The sequence below is a fragment of the Leifsonia sp. 563 genome, from assembly GCF_040545055.1.
Taxonomy (GTDB): Bacteria; Actinomycetota; Actinomycetes; order Actinomycetales; family Microbacteriaceae; genus Leifsonia.
Genome location: NZ_JBEPLE010000003.1, coordinates 42,590 through 63,923, shown reverse-complemented (window position 1 = coordinate 63,923; position 21,334 = coordinate 42,590). Strand labels below are relative to the sequence as shown.

The window sequence follows — 21,334 nt, the reverse complement described above, 5'->3', positions numbered from 1 at the left end:
CACGCTCACGAACTCCGATCAGATGTCCCCCGCGGTGGCGACGGGCGCGATCACCGCCCGGGCGAGCGTGTGGAAATGCACGTTGAAGCCGAGAACGGCCGGCGTCGACTCGGGGTCGAGATCCAGATGCTCGACGTCCAGGGCGTGGACCACGATGTCGTAGCGGTGGGTTCCCGTCCCGGGAGGAGGTCCGGCACCCGTGAAGCTCTTCGACCGCATCTCGTTCGAGAGCATCGACGCGCCTGCGGGCAGGTTCGCTCCGCCCTCTGCGCCGGCGCCCGCCGGAAGCTCGGTGACGGAGGCAGGGATGTTGTAGACGGCCCAGTGCCAGAAACCCGAACCCGTGGGGGCATCCGGGTCGTGGATGGTCACCGCGAAACTCTTGGTCTCCGCAGGGAAGCCGCTCCACGAGAGCTGGGGCGAGACGTCGCCGCCGCCACCGCCCGCACCCCACTGGGCGCGAGACAGGGGACGTCCGTCGGCGACATCCTCACTGGACACGATGAAAAGGGGGACAGCGCCGAAGCGCTCCAGAGGATCGTTGGCCATGCAGCCACGCTACGCCCGCGCGGCCGATTCCGTCTCCGCCGGCGACGGACGCCTGCGGAACCGTCGAGGCAGGCCGGTCAGACCCCACAGAGTCACTCTCAGCATCGCCTCCACCACGATGCCGCCACCCATCTTCGACGCGCCGCGTTCCCGCTCCACGAAGGTGATGGGCACCTCGACGATCCGCAGGCCCGCGTCGTAGGCGCGACGCGTCATGTCGATCTGGAAGCAGTAGCCCTGACTCTCGGTCCGGTCGAAATGCAGCCGCCGCAGCGCGTCCGCGGTGAACGCGCGGTAGCCGCCCGTGACATCCCGGATCGGCAGCCCGAGAGCCAGCCGCGAGTACGTACTGCCCCCACGGGAGATCAGGCGACGACGAGCCGGCCAGTTCACCACGCCACCGCCGTCGACCCAGCGTGAGCCCAGGACGACATCGGCGCCGGTCGGCAGCTCAGGCGAGCGAACCGCCTCCAGAAGACGCGGCAGCTGCTCCGGCTGGTGCGAGCCATCGGCATCCATCTCCACCACGACTTCGTAGCCGGCGTCGAGTGCCCACTGCATCCCCGCTCGGTAGGCGGCCCCCAAGCCGTCCTTCCCGGTGCGGTGCAGGACGTGCACGCTGGCGTCGGTCGCGGCGAGCGCGTCCGCCAGCTCACCCGTGCCGTCCGGCGAGTTGTCGTCGACGATGAGCACGTCGGCGTCCGGCACGGACGCGCGCACCCGTCCGACGATCGAGCCGACGTTCTCTCGCTCGTCATAGGTCGGGATGATGACCAGGGTTCGCAACAACCCGCCTTTCTGTCAGGGGCACGCCCCGGAGGAACGCATTCGACCCTGTCCTACCAGTCTGAACGGCAGGCGAACGAGACTGCGGGCGTTCACAGCCTCCACGATCCTACGATCGGGTCCACTCCGGAACCGCTCGCCTACGATGAGGCGGTGGCCGTACCCAAGATCCTGCTCTTCTACGTCTTCGCGCCGCTCGCCGACCCGGAAGCCGTCCGGCTCTGGCAGCGGGAACTGTGCGAACGTCTGGGACTGCGGGGGCGCATCCTGCTCTCGCCGCACGGGATCAACGGGACACTGGGCGGCGAGCTCGACGCCCTCAAGCGCTACCTCCGCGTCACCAAGGAGTACGAGCCGTTCCGACGCCTCGACGCCAAATGGAGCGAGGGATCCGGCCTTGATGCGGACGGCGCGAGCATCGACTTTCCGCGCCTCTCGGTGAAGGTGCGTGACGAGATCGTCTCCTTCGGGGCGCCCGACGAGCTGGCGGTCGACGAGAACGGCGTGCTCGGCGGCGGCGAGCGCCTCGCCCCCGCACAACTGCACGCGCTCGCCGCGGAACGCGACGACCTCGTCTTCTTCGACGGCCGGAACCGCTTCGAAGCCGGGATCGGCCGCTTCCGTGACGCGGTCGTGCCCGATGTGGCCAACACGCGAGAGTTCGTCGAGGCGCTCGACAGCGGGGCCTACGACCACCTCAAAGACAAGGCCGTCGTCACCTACTGCACCGGCGGCATCCGCTGCGAAGTGCTGTCGTCGCTGATGCGCTCCCGCGGATTCCAGGAGGTCTACCAGCTCGAAGGCGGGATCGCCCGCTACGGCGAGACGTACGGCGACGACGGACTCTGGGAGGGTGCCCTCTACGTCTTCGACGGGCGCGGCTCGCTCACCTTCAGCGACCACGCCGCCGTCCTCGGGCGGTGCGTCACGTGCGGCGAGGCGACCAGCCGGATGCGGAACTGCTCCGACCCCGCCTGTCGCGAGCGGCTCGTGGTCTGCGACGACTGCGGGATCGCGACCTGCGAGGCCCACGCCGCCTGAGCGACGGCGAAACCGTCCACATCGCCGAGGGCGAACGCGTTCTCCACCGACTCGCGGGAAACCTTGGCGGCCTCTTCGTGTTGCCGCCATCATGAACAGCATGGATCCGGTCTCCACCATCGTCTGGATCGTGTCGTTCGTCGTCGTCACGGTCACGGTCACCGGCCTGTCCCGACGGGTCGGCTGGTCGGCCCCCGTCGTGCTCGTCTTCGTCGGAGCGGCCGCATCCTTCGTACCGGGCGTTCCGGAGGTGACGCTGGAACCGGAGGTCGTCCTGTTCGGCCTTCTCCCGCCGCTGCTCTTCGCGGCGGCCATCCAGACCTCGATCGTGGATGTGCGTGCCAGGCGCGACGGCATCCTGCTGCTGTCCGTCGGGCTGGTGGCGTTCACGGTCGTGGTGGTGGGATTCGCGACCTACCTGGTGGTCCCGGCCATCACTCTCGCGGCCGCGTTCGCCTTCGGTGCGGTGGTCGCGCCGACCGACACGGTGGCCGTACAGGCGGTCGCCGGCCGGGTGAAGCTCCCGCGGCGACTCGTCACCGTGCTGGAGGGCGAGAGCCTGCTCAACGACGCCACGGCCCTCGTCGCGCTCAACGCCAGCATCGCGGCGATCGTCAGCGTGGTGAACCCGGTCGCCGTCGGCGTCGACTTCGTGCTCGCCGTCGTGGTCGGCATCGGTGTCGGACTCCTCGTGGGGCTCGTCCTCGCGGCGATCCGCAAGCAGTTGAGGTCGCCGGTGCTCGACACGTCGCTCGCGCTGGTGACGCCATACCTCGCGTTCATTCCGGCCCAGCTGTTCCACGGGTCCGGCATTCTCGCGGTGGTCGTCGCCGGGCTGTACCTCGGTTACCGCTCCCCCACCATCCAGACGGCGGAGGCTCGGATCGCGGAGACGATCAACTGGCGGACGGTCAGCTTCCTGCTCGAGAACGCCGTCTTCCTCTTCATCGGGCTCGAGCTGCGGTCGATCCTCACGGCGGCCTTCACATCGGGCATCACGGTCCCGCAGACGATCGTCATCAGCATCGTCGTGCTGCTGGCCATCTTCCTCGCGCGCTTCCTGTGGATGATCGGCACGACCGCGCTCTACCGCTACGGTCCGCAGCGGCTGCGGGAGCGCGGCTGGTCGTGGCCCACGGGCATCGCCGTCTCCTTCGCGGGTATCCGTGGTGTGGTGACGTTGGCCGCGGTGTTCCTCCTTCCGGAGGACACGCCGCACCGGGAGTTCCTGCAGTTCCTCGCGTTCGTCGTCGTGGTCGGCACGCTGCTCGAAGGTCTCGCGCTGCCCTGGGTGATCCGCAGGCTCAAGCTGCCGCCGCCTGACTTCGCGCAGGAGGCCAGCGAGATGCAACGGCTGCTCGCCGAGGCGCAGTCAGCAGGGCTCGAGCACCTGGAATCGCAGGTCACCGGCGACGAGGACGAACGGGTCATCCAGCGGCTGCGGATCAATGCGCTGTTCCTGTCCGACGCCCTGGAGAACCCGTCGCCGGACGACCGCACCGACCTGCCGCTCGAGTACCGGCGCCTGCGCCGGACCATGATCACCGCCGAGCGTCAGGCGGTGCTGGAGGCGCGGGCGGAGGGGCGCTACCAGGAGCCGGCGGTGCGGTCCGTGCTCGCCTTCCTCGATGCGGAGGAGTCCGCGCTCAAGGCGGGCGGAGCCGACGGGAAGAAGCCGCTCATGTGAGCGTGGTCGAGTCCGCGGGCGCTGAGCCGGAGGGCGCAGAGCCGGCGGGCGCGGAGCCGGCGGGCGCAGAGCCGGCGGGCGCAGAGCCGGCGGGCGCAGAGCCGGCGGGCGCAGAGCCGGCGGGCGCAGAGCCGGCGGGCGCAGAGCCGGCGGGCGTCGGCCCTGCGGTCGCGAGCGGCGCAGCGGCGGGACGTCCGCGACCCCGGCGGGCGCGCGGGCGCCGAGCCCACAGGCGCGAGCGCTTCGAGGACAGGGCGAGCACCACCAGGATGTCCAGGGCCAACCCCAGCAGGTTGTTGCGCAGCGAGATCTGCGGGCCGCCGTTGAAGTAATCGATCGCCGAAACGATGATGATCAGCGAGCTGTACGACATCGCGGCGATACGGGCCCAGTTGCTCCCGAAGAACACCAGCAGGGCGAGCAGGAAGTACAGCACCAGTCCCGCGCCGAACGCCCCCATCGCGATGCCGAGCACCAGGCTCACCGCGTCGCGCTGGCTAGCCGTCACCACCTCGCCGGCCAGCTCCGACATCACGAAGCGTTGCCAGTCGAGCAGGTTCAGCGCGATGTAGCCGACGCCCGCCAGCACACGCAACGCCATCAGCAGCGCACCGAGCGCCGTCGGCACGGGACGGCGCTCCGCCAGAGCCTCGCGGCGGGCATCCGCGTCGGCCGCGACCGTCGCGGCCTGCGCATCCACCGGGACCGCGCGCAGATCCACGATCGGGAGGTCGCCGTCCGTCTCGATCGTGTCACCCCCGCCGTTCCGCGAGTGGTACCCGGTCGAGAAGTCACGGATCACGGAGACCTCGGCCCCCACGTCCGCGGCCAGGAGCGTCGAGACGATGTGGTCGCGCTCGATATCGGTGTTCGCGTCGATCTTGTGCGTGATCTGCAAGGTGAACAGCGAGAAGCCGACCGAGCGGTCGAACGTCCCGGCCGCCAGCCAGTCCACCCCGTAGCCACCCGGGAGCAGCCACCCCTCCGGACACCGCCAGAACCGCACGTGGTGCCGCTTCGCCGGGTTGCCCTTCACCTCCTGCTGGTACGCCACATCTTGCTGACGGCCGAACAGGAAGAGCGGACTCACCGGCGCCTCGTCATAGCTGCGCCGCAACAGGGTCGACGTGATGATCCGGCGGCTCGAACGCAGGGTGACATCGTCCGCGCGCGTCCAGCCGGCCTCGCGCATCGCGTCGTCCAACTGCGCCTCCGACCCGAGCAGCGCCAGGTTGATCGGGTCGCCGAGCAACCCGTCGCTCGTGCGCGCGCGGCCGATGAAATAGTCGGGGACGTAGATCTCGGTCAGGATGCGGTGCAGCCGCGGGAGCACCAGATAGGCGAGCACCACCCAGAACACCACGAAGAAGAGGATGAGGAACCAGCCCCACTCGAAGCTGTCCGTGAGCAGCAGCACCGCCAGCCAGACCGCGGCGACACCGCCGAACACGAAGAACGCGTAGTCGATCACCGTGCTCGCCGAGGCACGCCGGCCCGGCGCCGATCGGCTCTTCGGCACCTCCATCGGCTCCCCCGTGCGGGCCATGCCGCCATCCTAGAGCGAGGACCCGCCGCGACGTAGGGTGAGCGCATGACAGACATCCAGGCGCGTGGCGCCGAACTCCGCCGACTGCACGATGCACCCGAGCTGCTGCAGGTCGTCAATGTCTGGGATGCGATCAGCGCCCGCGTGATCGCCGACCTCCCCGACACCCGCGCCCTCGCGACCGCGAGCCACTCCATCGCGGCAACCCTCGGCTACGAGGACGGCGAGAAGATCCCGCTCGACCTGATGCTCGACATGGTCGGGCGCATCGTCGCGGCCACCGACCTGCCCGTGAGCGCCGACCTCGAAGGCGGCTACGGCGACTCCGGCGAGACCATCCGGCGCGCGATCGGCGTCGGAGCGGTCGGCGCCAACCTCGAAGACCAGCTCCGCCCCTTGGACGACGCCGTCGCGTCCGTGCGGGCCGCGATCCGGGCGGCGGACTCCGAAGGCGTGCCGTTCGCGCTGAACGCGCGCACCGACGTGTTCCTCCGTGACACCTTCCCGACCGACCACGAGAAGGTGGAGGAGGCCATCCGACGGGGCCGCGCGTTCCTCGACGAGGGTGCCACTTGCGTGTTCGTCCCCGGCAAGCTCGACGAGCGGACGGTCGAACAACTGGTCGGCGGCCTCGGCGCGCGCAAGCTCAGCGTCATCGCCGTCCCGGGATCGGTCGCCCCGGCGCGGCTGGAGGAGCTGGGCGTCGCCCGCGTCTCCTACGGGCCGTGGACACAACGGGTCGCCCTCACCGCACTCAAGAACACGGCGCTCGAGCTGTACGCGGGCGGGGCGCTGCCCCTCGGCACGGAGCAGCTCAACTGAGGCAGGCGGCCGCAGGGCCGCCCGAGGCCCCAGAACCGCCCGGCGTAGGGTGAGGGCATGAGCGATTTCCGGGCGATCGTGATCGAGCAGCAGGTCGACGGCGGACGGATCACCGCACACACCGCCGAGGTCCGGCGCGTCACCGACGACTTCCTCATGCCGGGGGATGTGACGATCGACGTCGAGTTCACCGACCTCAACTACAAGGACGGACTGGCCATCGGCGGGCGGCCCGGTGTCGCCCGCGTCTCGCCGCTCATTCCGGGGATCGACGTGGTCGGCACGGTCCGGCTCTCCGACGACCCGCGGTGGCGTCCGGGCGACCGGGTCGTCCTCAACGGCGCCGGACTCGGCGAGAACCACCACGGCGGGATGGCGGAAAGGGCGCGCGTGAACGGCGACGCCCTGGTCCGCATCCCCGACTCCATCACCTCCGAACAGGCGGCCGCCATCGGCACGGCGGGCTTTACGGCGATGCTGGCCGTGCTCGCACTCGAGCGGAACGGCGTGGATCCTCAGGACGTGACCGACCGCGGCGACAGCGTCCTGGTCACGGGTGCGGCGGGAGGCGTCGGCTCGGTCGCCATCGCCCTCCTGGCGAAACTGGGTTACCCGGTCACCGCATCCACCGGCCGAGTGGAAGAGGCGAGCGACTACCTGACCGACCTCGGCGCCACGACGATCATCGACCGGTCGGAACTCGACGCCCCGGGCAAGCCCCTGCAGTCGCAGCGCTGGGCCGGCGCGGTCGACTCCGTCGGCAGCCAGACCCTTGCGACGGTGCTCGCGCAGACCCGTTACGGCGGCACGGTCACCGCGTGCGGCCTGGCGCAAGGCCCCGACCTTCCGGCGACGGTGCTCCCGTTCATCCTGCGCGCGGTCTCACTGGTCGGGATCAACTCGGTGGATGCGCCTGCAGCGCTGCGCGAGACCGCGTGGCGTCGGCTCGCCACCGACCTCGATGAGGAGGCGCTCGCCGCGATGACGCGTTTCGTGCCGCTCGCGGAGGCGATTCCGGCGGCCGAGGACATCCTGGCCGGGCGCCTGCGCGGCCGGACTGTGGTGGACGTGCGCGGCTGACCCGCAGAACGCTCGGTATGCTGGCGCCATGATCGTCGTCGCCACCGTCGTGGTCACCCTCGCCGCCGCCCTCCACATCGCGATCTTCTTCATGGAGAGCGTCGCCTGGACCCGTCCGACGGTCTGGCGCCGGTTCGGCGTGGCCAGCCAGGAGGCGGCCGACACGGTCCGGCCGATGGCGTACAACCAGGGGTTCTACAATCTCTTCCTCGCGATCGGCGCGGTCGTCGGTCTGATCCTCTACGGCGTCGGCCAGCACGCGGCCGGGCTCGCGCTCATCATCTTCACGACGGCGTGCATGGTCGCGGCGGCCGTGGTGCTCGTCACGACGGGCCGCGGCTACATGCGCCCCGCGCTCATCCAGGGATCGCTGCCGCTGATCGGCCTGGCCCTCCTGCTGATCGGGCTCGCGACCGGCCAGAGTTGACCGCTCAGCGCTGACCGTCAGCGCAGCTCCGGCGAGACCGACTCCGGCCGGAGCCCCCGCCCGATCAGGCGGGAGCTGACCGCCTGCATTCCGGGGGTCGCCACGGCGAGCGCCGCTCGCAGCACCGCGGGCATCGACTCCGGGAGCAGCCGCACGCCCTCGGGCCGCGAGATCGTCCGATGAGCGGCGAGCTGGATGCGCTGCATCGCCGCGACCGCGGGCATCCGCCGCCGCTGGATGCCGTCGAGCAGCCGCAGATCGACCTCGGCGGAGTCGACCTCGGCCGCGAGACCGCTCGCTACCGCGGAAGCGCTCACCGCCACCGGCCCCAGCTCGCGCAGCGTCGCCGTCAGCGCGTTGGCCGTTGCGACCGCATCCTGAACCGCATAGTTGACGCCGACGCCGAACGCCGGCGACATCGCGTGGGCGGCATCCCCGATCGCCAGGAACCCACGCCGGTACCAGCGCGGAAGCCGGTCGATCTGCACGCTCAGCAGCTTCACCTGATCCCAGTCGGTGATCGTCTCGAGCGCCTCCCGCAGGTGCGGCGCCGCGCCGATCACCGCTCGACGGAAAGCGTCGAGGCCGCCCGCGTGCAACTCTCCGTATCCGCCCTTCGGAATGATCAGCCCGACCTGGACGTAGTCGTGACGCTCGATCGTGACGACCATGCCGCCTCCGCCGACGTACGCCAGCGTGTGCACGGGGAGGTCCTCCGGCTTCGGGATGCGGAACCACAGCACGTCGATCGGCACCCCGAAGCGCCGGGGGCGGAGACCCGCCTGCGACCGCAGCTCGGAGGCGCGGCCGTCCGCCGAGACGGTCAACCGGGCGCGGATCTCGAGGTCGCCGTCCGGGCCGTGGGCGACGACGCCGCGGACCGCATCCTCCTCCCAGATCAGCTCCGTCGCCTCCGTCTGCATCAGGAGCCGGAAGTTCGGGTGGCGGCGGCCGTCCTCGGCGAGGAAGTTCAGGAAGTCCCACTGCGGCGCGAGCACGAGGAAGTCGTCCGGCGGAGCGAGCCGACTGAAGTCGATCGGGTGGAGGCGGTTGCCGTTCACCACCACGTCCAGGGCTCGGACGCTGGTGTGCGGGAGGCCGAGGAAGCGCTCGCCCAGCCCCAGTTCGCCGAGCACGCCGATGGTCGACGGGTGGATGGTGTCCCCGCGGAAGTCGCGGAAGAAGTCGGCGTGCTTCTCGAGCACCACCACGTCGACTCCGTTGCGCGCCAGGATCAAGCCCAGCATCATCCCGGCCGGCCCGCCCCCGGCGATGACGCACGTCGTGTTCAACGTCTCCATGGTCGGCAGCGTATCCTCCCGGCATGGCGATCATCGGGAGCGTCCTCATCGCCGCGGCGGCGCTCGTGCACCTCGTGTTCTTCGCGATGCAGAGCGTGCTCTGGTCGGCGCCCGGCGTGTGGAGCCGGTTCGGTGTCGGCTCCCAGCACGACGCGGACGTCGTGCGACCGGTCGCCTACAGCCAGGGCTTCTACAACCTGTTCCTCGCCGGAGGAACGCTCGTCGGGCTCGTGCTCTACTGGACGACGCTCCACGACGTCGGCTTCGGCCTTATCTTCTTCTGCGGCGTCTGCATGGTGCTCGCGTCGCTGGTGCTGCTCACCATCGGCCGACGCTTCTGGGTGGCCGCGCTGCTGCAGGGCGGGATCCCGCTGGTCGGACTGGTCCTGTTCGTGGTCGCCGAGAACGCCTGAACGCCTGAACGCCTGAACGCCTGAACGCCTGAACGCCTGAGGGTCAGTCGATGATGCCGCCGTCGGCGGCCAGCTCGCTGCCATCGACGCGCAGCGCCTCCACCAGTCGGGCCGCGTGCGGGGTCGACACGATGATGCGCGAGTACTCCTCGCCGTCGAGGTCGATCACGACGGCTGCACGCTGCTTGCCCTTGATGAGGAGGAAGTCTTTGCCGCCGTGGAACTTCCACGTCCCGATCGACAGCGTCAGCGGGACGGCGGCGCCCGGCGCGCGGATGCCGCGGATCCAGATCCACGGGTCCTCCGTGATGGCGACCGAGCGGATGCTGTCCCGCGGCACCACCAGATCCTCCCGCTTCATGGCCAGCACCTTCTCGGCCCGCGTGAGGTGGATCTCCAAGCGGTCGGGGTGAACGTGCAGGTCGGCCATAGCTCTATCCTGCCAAGCCGGGCCGCCCAGATGGTCATAGGAATCTCACAAAGCCATTACTTTCACTTTTGATCGACCCCCTTCCCCGGCCATGTATCCTTCTCGTCGTGGCAACGCAGCGACGAACTCCGGGTTCGCAGACTTCACTTCGTGAAGCCAACCGAGCCCGCATCGTCGACGCCATCAAGAAGCACGGAGGCCTCACGCAGGTCGAGCTGGCGGGGGCGACAGGGCTCTCCCCGGCGACCGTCTCGAACATCGTCAAGGAGCTCTCGACCTCCGGCGTCCTGCATACGACGCAGAGCATCCGTTCGGGCCGCCGCGCCCAGCACGTCACGCTGGCGCACGCGCTCGGCCTCGTCGTCGGCGTGCACTTCTCGACCAGGCACCTGCGCGTCGCGCTGGCGGACGTCGCCCACACCGTCGTCGCCGAGAACCACATGCCCCTCGCCCGTGACCACCGCGCCGACAACGAGCTCGACAAGGTCTCGCTGCTCCTGAACGACATGCTCGAATCGGTGGATGCGTCCCGTGACGACCTGCTCGCCGTCGGGATCGCCGTCCCCGCACCGATCGACCGGGCGACCGGGACGATCGCCCGCAGCGGCATCATGCGCGGCTGGGACGGCGTCGTGATCGCCGAGTCGATGGAACGCCGGATCAAGCGCCCGGTCTTCGTGGACAACGCCGCCAACCTCGCGGCTCTCGGTGAATCGCGTTTCGGCGCAGGACGCGGCAAGCGCAACACCATCACGATCGACGTCGGCGACGGGATCGGCGCCGGCCTGCTGCTCAACGGCCAGCTGTTCCGCGGGAACCACGGTGTCGCCGGCGAATTCGGCCACACGACGATCCGCGAGAACGGACCGCTCTGCCGCTGCGGGAACCGCGGCTGCCTGGAGGCTCTGGCGGGCGGCCCCGCCATCCTCGACGAGCTGCGCGACCACCTCGGCAGCCTCAAGCTCGGCGACGTCGTCCTGCAGGCGATGGCCGGGGATGCGCGCTGCATCCGCGCGATCGGCGACGCGGGCCGTCACATCGGCGTGGCGACGGCGAACCTCTGCAACCTGATCGATCCGGAGCGCGTGATCGTGGGCGGCGAGCTGTCCCGCGCGGGCGAGCTGCTGCTCGGCCCGATGCGGCATGCCGTCGAGCGCTCGATCATCGTCAACCCGGACCTCATGCCGGACATCGTCCAGGCCCAGCTCGGGATGCGCGCCGCAGCGCTCGGGGCCGTCGCCTACGCCGTCGACTGCGTCTCGATCTCGCCGGACGGCGTCTCGTTCTGATCCTCCGGACCGGATGTCCCCCGAAGACGGTGGGAACCGTTATCGAAACCATTGTCTTCAACTCTTGACGCCAAACTCCCCGACTGGCACACTCAACGCAGCCGCCAACGAAGGCGGTGCCGAATCGGAGGTTTTTCAATGAAGATCGCCACCAAGAGAGCGGTCATCGCGTCGGCCGCGATCCTGCTCACAGCCGTCACCCTCACAGCGTGTTCGAACGGATCCGGAAACGGGTCCGGCGGAGGCAGCACCGGCGACGCCGCCAACGCCCAGATCGGCCTCCTCCTCCCGGACTCGGTCACCGCCCGTTACGAGGCGGCCGACAAGCCCTTCTTCGAGGCGAAGGTCAAGGAGCTCTGCTCCGGCTGCAAGGTCCTCTACGCGAACGCCGACGGAGACGCCAGCAAGCAGCAGCAGCAGGCGGAGTCGATGCTCACCCAGGGCGTCAAGGTGCTCGTGCTCGACCCGTTCGACGGCGAGGCCGCCGCATCCATCGTGGGTGAGGCCAAAGCCAAGAACGTTCCGGTCATCTCCTACGACCGCCTGATCAACAGCCCCGACAGCGACTACTACATCTCGTTCGACAACGAGAAGGTCGGCCAGCTGCAGGGCCAGGCCCTCGTCGACAAGCTCAAGAAGGACGGCGTGCCCTCGGGCAGCGGCATCCTCATGGTCAACGGATCCCCGACCGACAACAACGCGACCCTCTTCAAGAAGGGCGCGCACAGCGTCATCGACTCCAGCGGCTACAAGGTGCTCGCCGAGTACGACACACCAGGATGGGACCCCGCGAAGGCCCAGGACTGGGTGTCTGGCCAGGTCTCGCAGTTCAAGGACCAGATCAAGGGCGTCTACGCGGCGAATGACGGCACCGGCGGTGGCGCCATCGCGGCCATGAAGGCGGCCAACCTGAGCCCGTTCCCGCCCGTCACCGGACAGGACGCGGAGCTCGCGGGCATCCAGCGCATCCTCGCCGGCGACCAGTACATGACTGTGTACAAGGCCATCAAGCCGGAGGCGGAGAAGGCCGCGGAGCTCGCGGTCGGTCTCACCAAGGGTGACAAGCCCAAGGGCGACACCACGGTCGACACCGCGGGCGGCGCAGCGATCCAGTCCTTCCTGCTGACCCCGGTGTCGGTGACGACGGACAACATCGAGAGCACGGTCGTCAAGGACGAGTTCTACGGCTCCGACTCGGCAGCCAAGATCTGCACCGCCGACTACAAGGCCGCGTGCGACAAGTACGGCATCAAGTAACCGATCAACGGATGCCCGGCCCGGACAGCGCCTCCCCCGCAACAACGGGGAGGCGCCCCGGGCCGGGTTCCGCTCTACCCTGAGAACAGGAAGCATGCAGCGCACAGCTCGAAGGAGAACGCCGTGACCATGGAATCCGCGATCGTGGACGAGGAGCGGTCCTCCCGCCGTCCCGTCCTCTCCCTGCGGGGGGTCTCGAAAGGGTTCGGCGCCGTCCAAGCGCTCACCGACATCCACCTCGACGTCTACCCTGGGGAGGTCGTCGCCCTGGTCGGCGACAACGGCGCCGGCAAGTCGACGCTCGTCAAGATCCTCGCCGGCGTCCACCCGCAGGATGCGGGGACGATCGAGTTCGACGGCCAGGAGGTGAACATCCCCTCGCCCGCCGCCTCCCGGCAGCTCGGCATCGCCACCGTCTTCCAGGACCTCGCCCTGTGCGACAACCTCGACGTGGTCTCCAATCTCTTCCTCGGTCGCGAGATCAGCAAGGGAACGCTCGACGAGGAGGAGATGGAGAAGCGGTCGTGGAGCCTGCTCCGGCAGCTGTCGGCCCGCATCCCCTCGGTCCGCATCGCCGTCGCGTCGCTCTCCGGCGGACAGCGGCAGACCGTCGCGATCGCCCGGTCGCTGATCGGCGACCCCCGCGTCGTCATCCTCGACGAGCCGACCGCCGCCCTGGGCGTCGCGCAGACCGCCGAGGTGCTCAACCTCATCGAGCGGCTGCGCGAGCGCGGACTCGGCGTCATCCTGATCAGCCACAACATGGCCGACGTGCAGGCCGTCGCCGACCGCGTCGCGGTGCTGCGCCTCGGCCGCAACAACGGCGACTTCCGTGTGCCGGAGGTCAGCTACGAGGAGATCATCTCCGCCATCACCGGCGCGACCGACAACGTCGTGGTGCGTCGCGCCGAGCGGCTCATGGAGGCCGAAGAATCCACCGAACGGAGCCCGGAAGCATGACAAAGGCACCAGAGACGCCGGCCGAGCTGGCGGCGGACCTCCAGGACGAGCGGATCATCCGCGACGAAGGGCTCGGCGGAGCGGTCCGCGCCTTCGGACGCCGGGTGCGCGGCGGCGACCTCGGATCGCTGCCGGTCGTCATCGGACTCGTCGTGATCTGGGTCGTGTTCCAGATCCTCAACCCCAACTTCCTCAGCGCGAACAACCTGGTCAACCTGACGCTGCAGTGCGCCGCGATCGGCACGATCTCGATCGGCATCGTGCTGGTGCTGCTGCTCGGCCAGATCGACCTGTCGGTCGGGTCGGTGAGCGGTGTCGCCGCAGCCATCCTCGGCGTCGGCTTCACCCAGCTGCACTGGCCGCTGTGGCTCACGGTGATCGTCGCCATCCTCGCCGGTTCGGCGATCGGCCTGCTCTACGGCTTCCTCTTCACCCGGTTCGGCGTCCCGAGCTTCGTGATCACGCTGGCCGGTCTGCTCGGCTTCCTCGGCCTCCAGCTGTGGATCCTCGGCGCGAACAGCTCGATCAACATCCCCTACGACTCGTGGATCGTGAAGTTCGCGCAACAGTGGTTCCTCCCGCCGTGGGCGGCGTACGCGCTGGCGGTGATCGCGGCGGGCGGGATGTTCTTCTCCGACTTCCGGCGCAACGTCCGCCGCCGCAACGCCGGGCTCTCGGAGGGATCGATGGCGGTCGTCGCCATCAAGGCCGCGCTGCTGCTCGTCGGACTGTGCATCAGCGTCTGGTACCTGTCCACCGACCGCGGCACGGGAGCGATGTTCCTGTTCTTCGTCGTGCTCGTGATCGTGATGAACTTCCTCCTCACCCGCACCCGCTGGGGCCGCTCGGTCTTCGCGGTCGGCGGCTCGGTGGAGGCGGCACGTCGAGCCGGTATCCGCGTCAACCGCGTCTTCATCAGCGTGTTCATCCTGTGTTCGACGTTCGCGGCCGTCGGCGGCCTGCTCGCCGCCGCCCGCCTGGCGTCGGTGGGAGCGGGCTCTGGTGGAACCGACACCAACCTCAACGCGATCGCGGCGGCGGTGATCGGCGGAACGAGCCTGTTCGGTGGACGCGGTTCGGCGTGGTCGGCGCTGCTCGGCATCCTGGTCATCCAGTCGATCTCGAACGGTCTGACGCTCCTCAACCTGGACTCGTCGTACCGCTTCATGATCACGGGCGCCGTGCTGCTGCTCGCCGTGATCATCGACTCGCTGTCGCGGCGCTCGAGGGCGTCGCACGGGCAAGCCTAGGGACTCCGGTCCCGTCCTCCGGGCGGGCGTGGGAGAGTGGTGGGATGACCCGGACCACCACCTTCCGCGCCCGCCTTCTGCGTTCGGGCGCGGAACCGCAGACGGTGACCGTCCGCTCCGCGTCGGACGCCCCTCCGCGCACGCTACGACGCGCGGCCGGCGGAGGCGGGACGCTCAACTTCGACGTCTACGCGCTGCTGGATGCGGACGGTTGGCCCGCATCCGCCACCTACACCTACGTGGAATCCCTCTCGCGCGAACCCGCCGCCCCCGACGCCTGACCCCTCTTCCCGGGATTCCCCTTTCGTCGAGGTGCACGTTGTTGCGGTCGACACGCCGTGGGAGTGCGCAACAAGGTGCACCTCGGCGAAGGGGATCGCGGGTCAGGTGGTGGGGGTGGCGGCGGCCGCTGCGCGGGCGGCGGCGGAGAGGGCGTTCAGGATGCGGTCGACAGCCGCCGCGTCGTGCGCAGCGGTGACGAACCATGCCTCGAAGACGCTCGGCGGCAGCGAGACGCCCTGGTCGAGCATCGCGTGGAAGAACGCACGGTAGCGGTACGCCTCCTGCCGCTGCACCTCGGCGTACGTCCGCGGAGCCCGGTCGAAGTCGCCGAAGACGACGCTGAACAGGTTGCCCGCGTGCTGCACCCGGTGGGCGACTCCGGCGGCCGAGAGGGCATCCGAGACCCCCGACGACACTGTCTCCGCGACGGTGTCGAGGCGGTCGTAGACGGCCTCGTCGGCGTTCGCCAGCGTGGCGAGACCGGCGGCGACCGCGACCGGGTTCCCGGAGAGCGTTCCCGCCTGGTACACCGGACCGGCCGGCGCGAGGAAGTCCATGAGCTCGGCGCGTCCGCCGAGGGCCGCCAGCGGCATCCCGCCGCCGATGACCTTCCCGAAGGTCACCAGGTCGGGCGTGTAGCCGCGGTCGAGTCCCCAGAAGCCGGCGTCGCTGACGCGGAAACCGGTCAGCACCTCGTCGAGGATGAGCAAGGCGCCGAACTCGTGCGCGAGGTCGGTCAGTGCGGCGTTGAAGCCGGCGTCTGGCGGGACGACGCCCATGTTGGCGGCGGCGGCCTCGGTGATGACGGCGGCGATGTCGGGGCCCTGCGCCTCGAAGACCGCGCGCACCGCATCCAGATCGTTGTACGGAAGCACGATCGTCTGGGCTGCCGTCGCCTCGGTCACGCCGGCAGAGCCGGGGAGCGCGAGGGTCGCGAGACCCGAACCGGCCTCGGCCAGAAGGCTATCCGAGTGGCCGTGATAGTGCCCGGCGAACTTGATCAGCAGCGGCCGGCCGGTGAATCCGCGCGCGAGGCGGATGGCGCTCATCGTCGCCTCGGTACCGGTGGACACGAGCCGCAGCTTCTCGATGAACGGGACACGGCCGATCACGGCCTCGGCGAGCTCGGTCTCGGCGGGAGTCGACGCCCCGAAGGACAGGCCGCGCGCGGCCGCCTGCTGCACCGCATCCACGACGGCGGGATGCGCGTGGCCGAGGATCGCCGGACCCCACGACGCGACCAGGTCGACGTACTCGCGGCCGTCTGCGTCGGTGACGTACGGGCCGGAAGCCGACACCAGGAAGCGCGGTGTTCCACCGACCGAGCGGAACGCGCGCACCGGCGAGTTCACACCGCCCGGGATGACGCGCTGCGCCCGCTCGAACTGCTGCTCGTTCTCGTCGTTCATCGCAGCCACCCGGCCACCTCCGTCGCCCAGTAGGTCATGATCGCGTCGGCGCCGGCGCGGCGTGCGCCGATCAGCGTCTCCTCGATGATCCGGTCGCGGTCGATCCAGCCGTTGGCCGCCGCGGCCTCCACCATCGCGTACTCCCCCGACACCTGGTACGCCCAGACCGGGACATCGCTGATCGCGACGACATCGCTGAGAACGTCGAGATAGCTGAGCGCCGGCTTCACCATGAGGATGTCGGCGCCCTCCTCCAGGTCGAGACGCGCCTCGCGCAGGCCCTCGCGCCGGTTCGCCGGGTCCTGCTGGTAGGCGCGGCGGTCGCCGGAGAGCTGCGAGTCGACGGCCTCGCGGAAGGGCCCGTAGAAGCCGGAGGCGTACTTGGCCGCGTAGGCCAGGATGACGACGTCCGTGTGCCCGGTCTCATCGAGGGCCTCGCGGACGGCGGCGACCTGGCCGTCCATCATCCCGCTGAGGCCGAGGAGTTGGGAGCCGGCCTCTGCCTGCGCGACCGCCATGTCGCGGTAGCGGAGGAGGGTGGCGTCGTTGTCGACGTGACCGCGCGCATCCAGAACCCCGCAGTGGCCGTGGTCGGTGAACTCGTCGAGGCACAGGTCGGTCTGGACCACGAGCGCGTCGCCCACCTCGTCGGCGAGCACCCGCGTCGCGACGTTGAGGATGCCGTCGGGATCGGTCGCTCCGGAGCCGCTGGCGTCGCGCTCCTCCGGGACGCCGAAGAGCATCAGACCGCCGACGCCGGCCTCAGCAGCCTCGTTCGCGACGCGCTTCAGCGAGTCGAGGCTGTGCTGGGAGACACCGGGCATCGAGGCGATCGGAACGGCCTCGGTGGCGCCCTCTCGGACGAAGAGCGGGAGGATCAGCTCGGCGGGGTGGAGGCGGGTCTCGGCGGTCAGCCGGCGCATCGCCGGGGACTGCCGCAGCCGTCGGGGCCGGATGACGGGATGCAGTTCACTCACTCACATCAGCCTACGCCCGGCGAACTGAGCGTCCTCCCAGCAAACGGCTCCGGACTTTTTCGCGCGAATGCGCTGCGGGGAGCCGAAAAACTCAGGAGTCGTCGGCGTCCCGGGCGCGCGCCTGCGCGACCTGAACGACCGCGTCGATGAGGGATGCGGCGGTGCGCTCGGCCGCGATGACATCGACCCGGAGGCCGAAGGAACGGGCGTCGCGCGCGGTCTGCGGACCGATGGCCGCGATCAGCGTCGACTCCGGGACGGGGCCGAGCTGCTTCTGCACCTGCTCGGCGACCGAGCCGCTGGTGACCAGGATCGCCTGCACGAGCCCGTCGCGCACGTCGGTGATGACCTTCTCGGGCACCGGCACGCCGACGGTCCGGTAGGCGACGACCGACTCGACATCGTGCCCGATGCGACGCAGCCCCTCGGTCAGGAGGGGCTTCGCGATCTCCGAGCGGAGGGTGAGGACGCGCAAGGGGAAGGCGCCCTGGGTGGCCGCCTCCCATTCCGCGAGCAGGCCGCGGGCCGAGTTGTCCTCCGACGGCACCAGGTCGACGTGATAGCCGGCGGCGGCGAGTGCGGCGGCGGTCGTCTCGCCCACCGCGGCGACCCGTGTCGTGGGCGGGACGACGGCGCGCTGGGCGCTGAGCACGTCCACTGTCGTGGCGCTCGTGACGGTCATCCAGTCGAACTCGCCGTTCGCGAGCCGGGCGAGGGCCGCCTCGAGCGCCGACGCGTCTGCGGTCGGAGCGAAGTTGATCATCGCGGCGACGACCGGCGATGCGCCCTTCGCTCGCAGATCCGCGGCGACGGAGTCTCCCCACGGACCGCCGCGCGGCACGAGCACGCGCCAGCCGGCGAGCGGCTTCGGAGTCGGAGCGGTAGTGGTCATCGATCGCTCCCGAGTGGAGCAAGCGACGCGGCCCCGGCCTCCAGCAGCTCGGCGACCACGCGGGCGCCGACATCCTGTGCGGCCTCGTCGAGGTGAGCGGCGCTGAGGGAGTCGGGAGTGGCGGCGTGGGATGCGGTGAGCTTCTCCGTGCCGTCGGGGCGGTACACGGTCGCCGTGAGGAAGAGCAGACCGTCGTCGACGAGGGCGGTGGCGCCGATGGGAGCGGCGCATCCCGCCTCGAGGCCGGCGAGCACGTGGCGCTCGGCGGTCACCGACGCGTGGGTGGTGACATGGTCGACCGCTGAGAGCGCCCGGGCGATCGGTCCGCGGCCCTTCTCGTCTCCGGCGCGGACCTCGAGCGCGAGCGCGCCCTGGCCCGGAGCGGTCGGGACGAGCGACAGCGGGAAGTAGTCGGTCACGGCGTCGAGGCGGCCGAGACGGCTGAGGCCTGCCGCGGCGAGCACCACCGCATCCAGCTCGCCGTCGGTCACCATGCGGAGACGCGTGTCGACGTTGCCGCGCAGGTCGACGACGTCGAGGTCGGGACGCTGCGACTTCAGCTGGGCGACGCGGCGCGGCGATCCGGTTCCGACGCGGGCACCCTCGGGGAGGGTCTCGAGCGTCAGACCGTCACGCGCGGCGAGGGTGTCGCGGGCATCGGCGCGCTTGGGGACGGCGCCGATGACGAGCCCGGGAGCGGGCGCAGTCGGGAGGTCCTTGAGCGAGTGCACGACGAGGTCGACCTCGCCGGCGCGCAGGGCGTCGCGCAGGGCGGTCGCGAACACGCCCGTGCCGCCGAGCTGAGCCAGAGACTCTCGCGATGTGTCGCCGTGGGTGGTCACCGTGACGAGTTCGACATCCAGCCCGGTCGCGCGCGCGATGGACTCGGCGACGGCCGTCGTCTGTGCGACCGCCAGCGCGCTGCCGCGGGTGCCGATGCGCAGCACGCCCTCGCGGCGCTCGGCGGCGCCGTCGACCCTCGTCACGGTCCCGCTCACGGCGCGAGCCCCGCAGCGGCGGGCTTGAACCCGAGCCGGACGTTCTCGCAGCAGCCGGGGCGGCACACGTCGTACCAGGGGCCGAGCGATGTCATCGCCGGGCGCTGGTCGACGGGGACGGCGTCGCGGCGCTCCAAGACCAGGTCGACCAGGCCCTTCACGTACGCCGCATGGGTGCCGGGGGTCGGGACGCGGACGGCGACCAGGCCGTTCTCGTCGCTGGTCTCCATCGCCTCGTTGTCGAGGTCCCAGAGGACCTCCATGTGGTCGCTGACGAAACCGAGCGGAACGATGACGACACCCTTGATCCCCAGGGCAGGGAGCTCGGCGATGCGGTCGTTGATGTCCGGCTCCAGCCACGGCATCGACGGCGGGCCCGAGCGGGACTGGTAGACCAGATCCCAGCCGACGGTGCCGCCGGTCGCAGCGTGCGAGACGACCTCGGCGACCGCGAGGTGCTGGGCCGCGTAGGCGCCGCCCTCGCCGAAGCCGCGCTCGGCCGGCCCGGACTTCGCCGCGTCGGTCGACGGGATGGAGTGCGTCGAGAAGAGGATGCGCACCTCGGTGGCCGGGTCGATGCCCGGAAGCTTCTGCTGCAGCTCGTCGATGGCGTTCTTCACGCCCTCGATGAACGGCTCGACGAAGCCCGGGTGGTCGAAGAACTGGCGCACCTTGTCGATCTGGATGCGCCCCTCGAGTCCCGTGGCCTCCAGCGCGCCCGCGAAGTCCTCGCGGTACTGGCGGCAGCTCGAGTACGAGGAGTACGCGCTCGTCGCGATCGCGATCAGCTTGGTGAAGCCGCGCTCGTCGGCCTCGCGGAGCGCGTCGGCGACGTACGGATCCCAGTTGCGGTTGCCCCACAACACCGGCAGGTCGATGCCGCGCTCGGCGAGCTCCGCCTCCAGGGCCGCCTTGAGCTCGCGGTTCTGGTCGTTGATGGGGCTGACGCCGCCGAAGTGTCGGTAGTGGTGGGCGACCTCTTCGAGCCGCTCCTCCGGGATGCCGCGACCGCGGGTGACGTTGCGGAGAAAGGGGATGACGTCGTCCTGCCCCTCCGGACCGCCGAAACCGGCGAGCAGGATGGCGTCGTACGCGGTCGGCTCGGTGACGTGCTCCGGACCCGCGGCGGCAGCCGGGGTCGCACCCAGCACGCGCTGGGCGGTCTGCGCATCCGTCACTGCAGGACCTCCACGACCTCGGCCGGCTGGATGCGGCGACCGGTGAAGAACGGGACCTCTTCGCGCACGTGGCGACGCGCCTCCGTGTAGCGGAGCTCGCGCATCATGTCGACGAGGTCGGTGAGCTCGTCGGCCTCGAGCGGCAGGATCCACTCGTAGTCGCCGAGGGCGAACGAGGCGACCGTGTTCGCGAGGACTGACCGGAACGCGGCGCCCTTCCGGCCGTGCTCGGCGAGCATCTTCGAGCGCTCCTCGTCCGGCAGCAGGTACCACTCGTAGCTGCGCACGAACGGGTAGACGCAGAGCCACTCCTTCGGGCCCTTGCCCCGGAGGAATCCGGGGACGTGGGCCTTGTTGAACTCGGCGTCACGGTGGACGCCCATGGCGTTCCAGGTCGGGAGGAGCGCCTTCAGCAGTCGCGTGCGTCGCAGCTGGCGGAGTCCCCACTGCAGCGCCTCCGCCTCGGGGCCGTGCAGCCAGATCATGACGTCGGCGTCGGCGCGGAGGCCGGAGACGTCGTAGAGTCCGCGCGTCGTGACGTTCTGGAGCTCCATGTCGGCGATCACGCCTTCGAGCTCGGAGACGGCGGTCGGCACGTCCGTGCCGTCGAGGTCGTCCGGTCGGGCGGGATCGCGGCGCAGCACAGCCCAGAGCGTGAATCCGGTCGGGGTGTCGGTGGGGGTGTCGGGGGTGGTCGACTCTGCCGGAACGGCAGCCGGGGTACTCATACCCACAGTCTCCCTCTCAAACCTGAGAAGGC

At 70.2% G+C, this 21,334-nt stretch carries 22 protein-coding genes; 11 read left to right on the top strand and 11 right to left on the bottom strand.

What is annotated here, in order from left to right; translation table 11 throughout:
• Nucleotides 1–18: 18 nt before the first annotated feature.
• Nucleotides 19–549: a YbhB/YbcL family Raf kinase inhibitor-like protein gene (locus tag ABIC47_RS10745; RefSeq protein ID WP_018189187.1), complete on the bottom strand. Its 531-nt coding sequence runs from the start codon at nucleotides 547–549 to the stop codon at nucleotides 19–21.
• Between the two features lie 9 nt (nucleotides 550–558).
• Nucleotides 559–1,335, bottom strand: a complete 777-nt coding sequence (locus ABIC47_RS10740; RefSeq protein ID WP_020076069.1) for a polyprenol monophosphomannose synthase — start codon at nucleotides 1,333–1,335, stop codon at nucleotides 559–561.
• A 153-nt stretch (nucleotides 1,336–1,488) separates the two neighbouring features.
• Here ABIC47_RS10740 and trhO point away from each other — a divergent pair, with 153 nt between their 5' ends.
• Both trhO and ABIC47_RS10730 read left to right on the top strand, forming a co-directional pair.
• The gene (gene trhO / locus ABIC47_RS10735) at nucleotides 1,489–2,376 is read left to right on the top strand and encodes an oxygen-dependent tRNA uridine(34) hydroxylase TrhO (RefSeq protein WP_354480251.1); all 888 of its coding nucleotides are present in this window, start codon (nucleotides 1,489–1,491) and stop codon (nucleotides 2,374–2,376) included.
• A gap of 100 nt (nucleotides 2,377–2,476) precedes the next feature.
• A complete protein-coding gene (locus tag ABIC47_RS10730) occupies nucleotides 2,477–4,063 on the top strand; it encodes a Na+/H+ antiporter (RefSeq protein ID WP_231371145.1) in 1,587 nt (528 codons plus the stop codon).
• Here the strand turns inward: ABIC47_RS10730 and ABIC47_RS10725 are convergent.
• Complete coding sequence (locus tag ABIC47_RS10725; protein WP_354480248.1) at nucleotides 4,056–5,609, bottom strand: LssY C-terminal domain-containing protein; 1,554 nt, start codon at nucleotides 5,607–5,609, stop codon at nucleotides 4,056–4,058. The genes ABIC47_RS10730 and ABIC47_RS10725 overlap by 8 nt on opposite strands.
• Nucleotides 5,610–5,654: 45 nt before the next feature.
• On the opposite strand from ABIC47_RS10725, the gene ABIC47_RS10720 reads away from it, so the two are divergent.
• Genes ABIC47_RS10720 through ABIC47_RS10710 form a run of 3 tightly spaced genes read left to right on the top strand, consistent with a single transcriptional unit; the run spans nucleotide 5,655 to nucleotide 7,938 of the window.
• Nucleotides 5,655–6,431, top strand: coding sequence for an isocitrate lyase/PEP mutase family protein (locus ABIC47_RS10720; protein ID WP_354480246.1), 777 nt, complete (start codon nucleotides 5,655–5,657; stop codon nucleotides 6,429–6,431).
• Between the two features lie 57 nt (nucleotides 6,432–6,488).
• Nucleotides 6,489–7,511: an MDR family oxidoreductase gene (locus tag ABIC47_RS10715; protein WP_089879683.1), complete on the top strand. Its 1,023-nt coding sequence runs from the start codon at nucleotides 6,489–6,491 to the stop codon at nucleotides 7,509–7,511.
• A 28-nt stretch (nucleotides 7,512–7,539) separates the two neighbouring features.
• Nucleotides 7,540–7,938, top strand: coding sequence for a DUF1304 domain-containing protein (locus ABIC47_RS10710; RefSeq protein WP_354480243.1), 399 nt, complete (start codon nucleotides 7,540–7,542; stop codon nucleotides 7,936–7,938).
• 17 nt (nucleotides 7,939–7,955) lie between these two features.
• On the opposite strand, the gene ABIC47_RS10705 is transcribed toward ABIC47_RS10710, so the two are convergent.
• Nucleotides 7,956–9,239 (bottom strand): FAD-dependent oxidoreductase, encoded by a 1,284-nt coding sequence (locus ABIC47_RS10705; RefSeq protein WP_354480240.1) that lies wholly within the window; start codon nucleotides 9,237–9,239, stop codon nucleotides 7,956–7,958.
• Between the two features lie 23 nt (nucleotides 9,240–9,262).
• Here ABIC47_RS10705 and ABIC47_RS10700 point away from each other — a divergent pair, with 23 nt between their 5' ends.
• Nucleotides 9,263–9,652: a DUF1304 domain-containing protein gene (locus ABIC47_RS10700; protein WP_354480237.1), complete on the top strand. Its 390-nt coding sequence runs from the start codon at nucleotides 9,263–9,265 to the stop codon at nucleotides 9,650–9,652.
• 43 nt (nucleotides 9,653–9,695) lie between these two features.
• Here the strand turns inward: ABIC47_RS10700 and ABIC47_RS10695 are convergent, their stop codons facing one another.
• Nucleotides 9,696–10,082: a hypothetical protein gene (locus tag ABIC47_RS10695; protein ID WP_089879675.1), complete on the bottom strand. Its 387-nt coding sequence runs from the start codon at nucleotides 10,080–10,082 to the stop codon at nucleotides 9,696–9,698.
• Nucleotides 10,083–10,189: 107 nt separating this feature from the next.
• Here ABIC47_RS10695 and ABIC47_RS10690 point away from each other — a divergent pair, with 107 nt between their 5' ends.
• The 5 genes from ABIC47_RS10690 to ABIC47_RS10670 all read left to right on the top strand — a co-directional run bounded on the left by ABIC47_RS10690 (nucleotide 10,190) and on the right by ABIC47_RS10670 (nucleotide 15,119).
• Nucleotides 10,190–11,371 (top strand): ROK family transcriptional regulator, encoded by a 1,182-nt coding sequence (locus tag ABIC47_RS10690; protein WP_020076075.1) that lies wholly within the window; start codon nucleotides 10,190–10,192, stop codon nucleotides 11,369–11,371.
• 138 nt (nucleotides 11,372–11,509) lie between these two features.
• Entirely contained in the window at nucleotides 11,510–12,628 is a 1,119-nt protein-coding gene (locus ABIC47_RS10685) for an ABC transporter substrate-binding protein (RefSeq protein ID WP_018189175.1), read from the top strand.
• A gap of 129 nt (nucleotides 12,629–12,757) precedes the next feature.
• Complete coding sequence (locus tag ABIC47_RS10680; protein WP_018189174.1) at nucleotides 12,758–13,588, top strand: ATP-binding cassette domain-containing protein; 831 nt, start codon at nucleotides 12,758–12,760, stop codon at nucleotides 13,586–13,588.
• Nucleotides 13,585–14,838, top strand: coding sequence for a sugar ABC transporter permease (locus tag ABIC47_RS10675; protein WP_018189173.1), 1,254 nt, complete (start codon nucleotides 13,585–13,587; stop codon nucleotides 14,836–14,838). Before ABIC47_RS10680 ends, ABIC47_RS10675 begins: the two co-directional genes overlap by 4 nt.
• Before the next feature lie 44 nt (nucleotides 14,839–14,882).
• Nucleotides 14,883–15,119 carry a hypothetical protein gene (locus ABIC47_RS10670; RefSeq protein WP_018189172.1) on the top strand — a complete coding sequence of 79 codons (237 nt, stop codon included), beginning with the start codon at nucleotides 14,883–14,885 and terminating at the stop codon, nucleotides 15,117–15,119.
• A gap of 102 nt (nucleotides 15,120–15,221) precedes the next feature.
• Here ABIC47_RS10670 and hemL read toward each other — a convergent pair whose 3' ends face one another.
• From hemL to hemQ, 6 genes are all read right to left on the bottom strand, one after another.
• Nucleotides 15,222–16,538: a glutamate-1-semialdehyde 2,1-aminomutase gene (gene hemL / locus ABIC47_RS10665; protein ID WP_502910235.1), complete on the bottom strand. Its 1,317-nt coding sequence runs from the start codon at nucleotides 16,536–16,538 to the stop codon at nucleotides 15,222–15,224.
• Nucleotides 16,526–17,497: a porphobilinogen synthase gene (hemB, locus tag ABIC47_RS10660; RefSeq protein ID WP_502910244.1), complete on the bottom strand. Its 972-nt coding sequence runs from the start codon at nucleotides 17,495–17,497 to the stop codon at nucleotides 16,526–16,528. Before hemB ends, hemL begins: the two co-directional genes overlap by 13 nt.
• Before the next feature lie 100 nt (nucleotides 17,498–17,597).
• Nucleotides 17,598–18,398, bottom strand: a complete 801-nt coding sequence (locus ABIC47_RS10655) for a uroporphyrinogen-III synthase (RefSeq protein ID WP_018189169.1) — start codon at nucleotides 18,396–18,398, stop codon at nucleotides 17,598–17,600.
• Complete coding sequence (gene hemC / locus ABIC47_RS10650) at nucleotides 18,395–19,396, bottom strand: hydroxymethylbilane synthase (RefSeq protein WP_018189168.1); 1,002 nt, start codon at nucleotides 19,394–19,396, stop codon at nucleotides 18,395–18,397. The genes ABIC47_RS10655 and hemC overlap by 4 nt, the downstream gene beginning before the upstream one ends.
• Nucleotides 19,393–20,574, bottom strand: coding sequence for a ferrochelatase (locus ABIC47_RS10645; RefSeq protein WP_354480232.1), 1,182 nt, complete (start codon nucleotides 20,572–20,574; stop codon nucleotides 19,393–19,395). Before ABIC47_RS10645 ends, hemC begins: the two co-directional genes overlap by 4 nt.
• Nucleotides 20,571–21,302 carry a hydrogen peroxide-dependent heme synthase gene (gene hemQ / locus ABIC47_RS10640; RefSeq protein ID WP_018189166.1) on the bottom strand — a complete coding sequence of 244 codons (732 nt, stop codon included), beginning with the start codon at nucleotides 21,300–21,302 and terminating at the stop codon, nucleotides 20,571–20,573. The genes ABIC47_RS10645 and hemQ overlap by 4 nt, the downstream gene beginning before the upstream one ends.
• Nucleotides 21,303–21,334 lie beyond the last annotated feature (32 nt).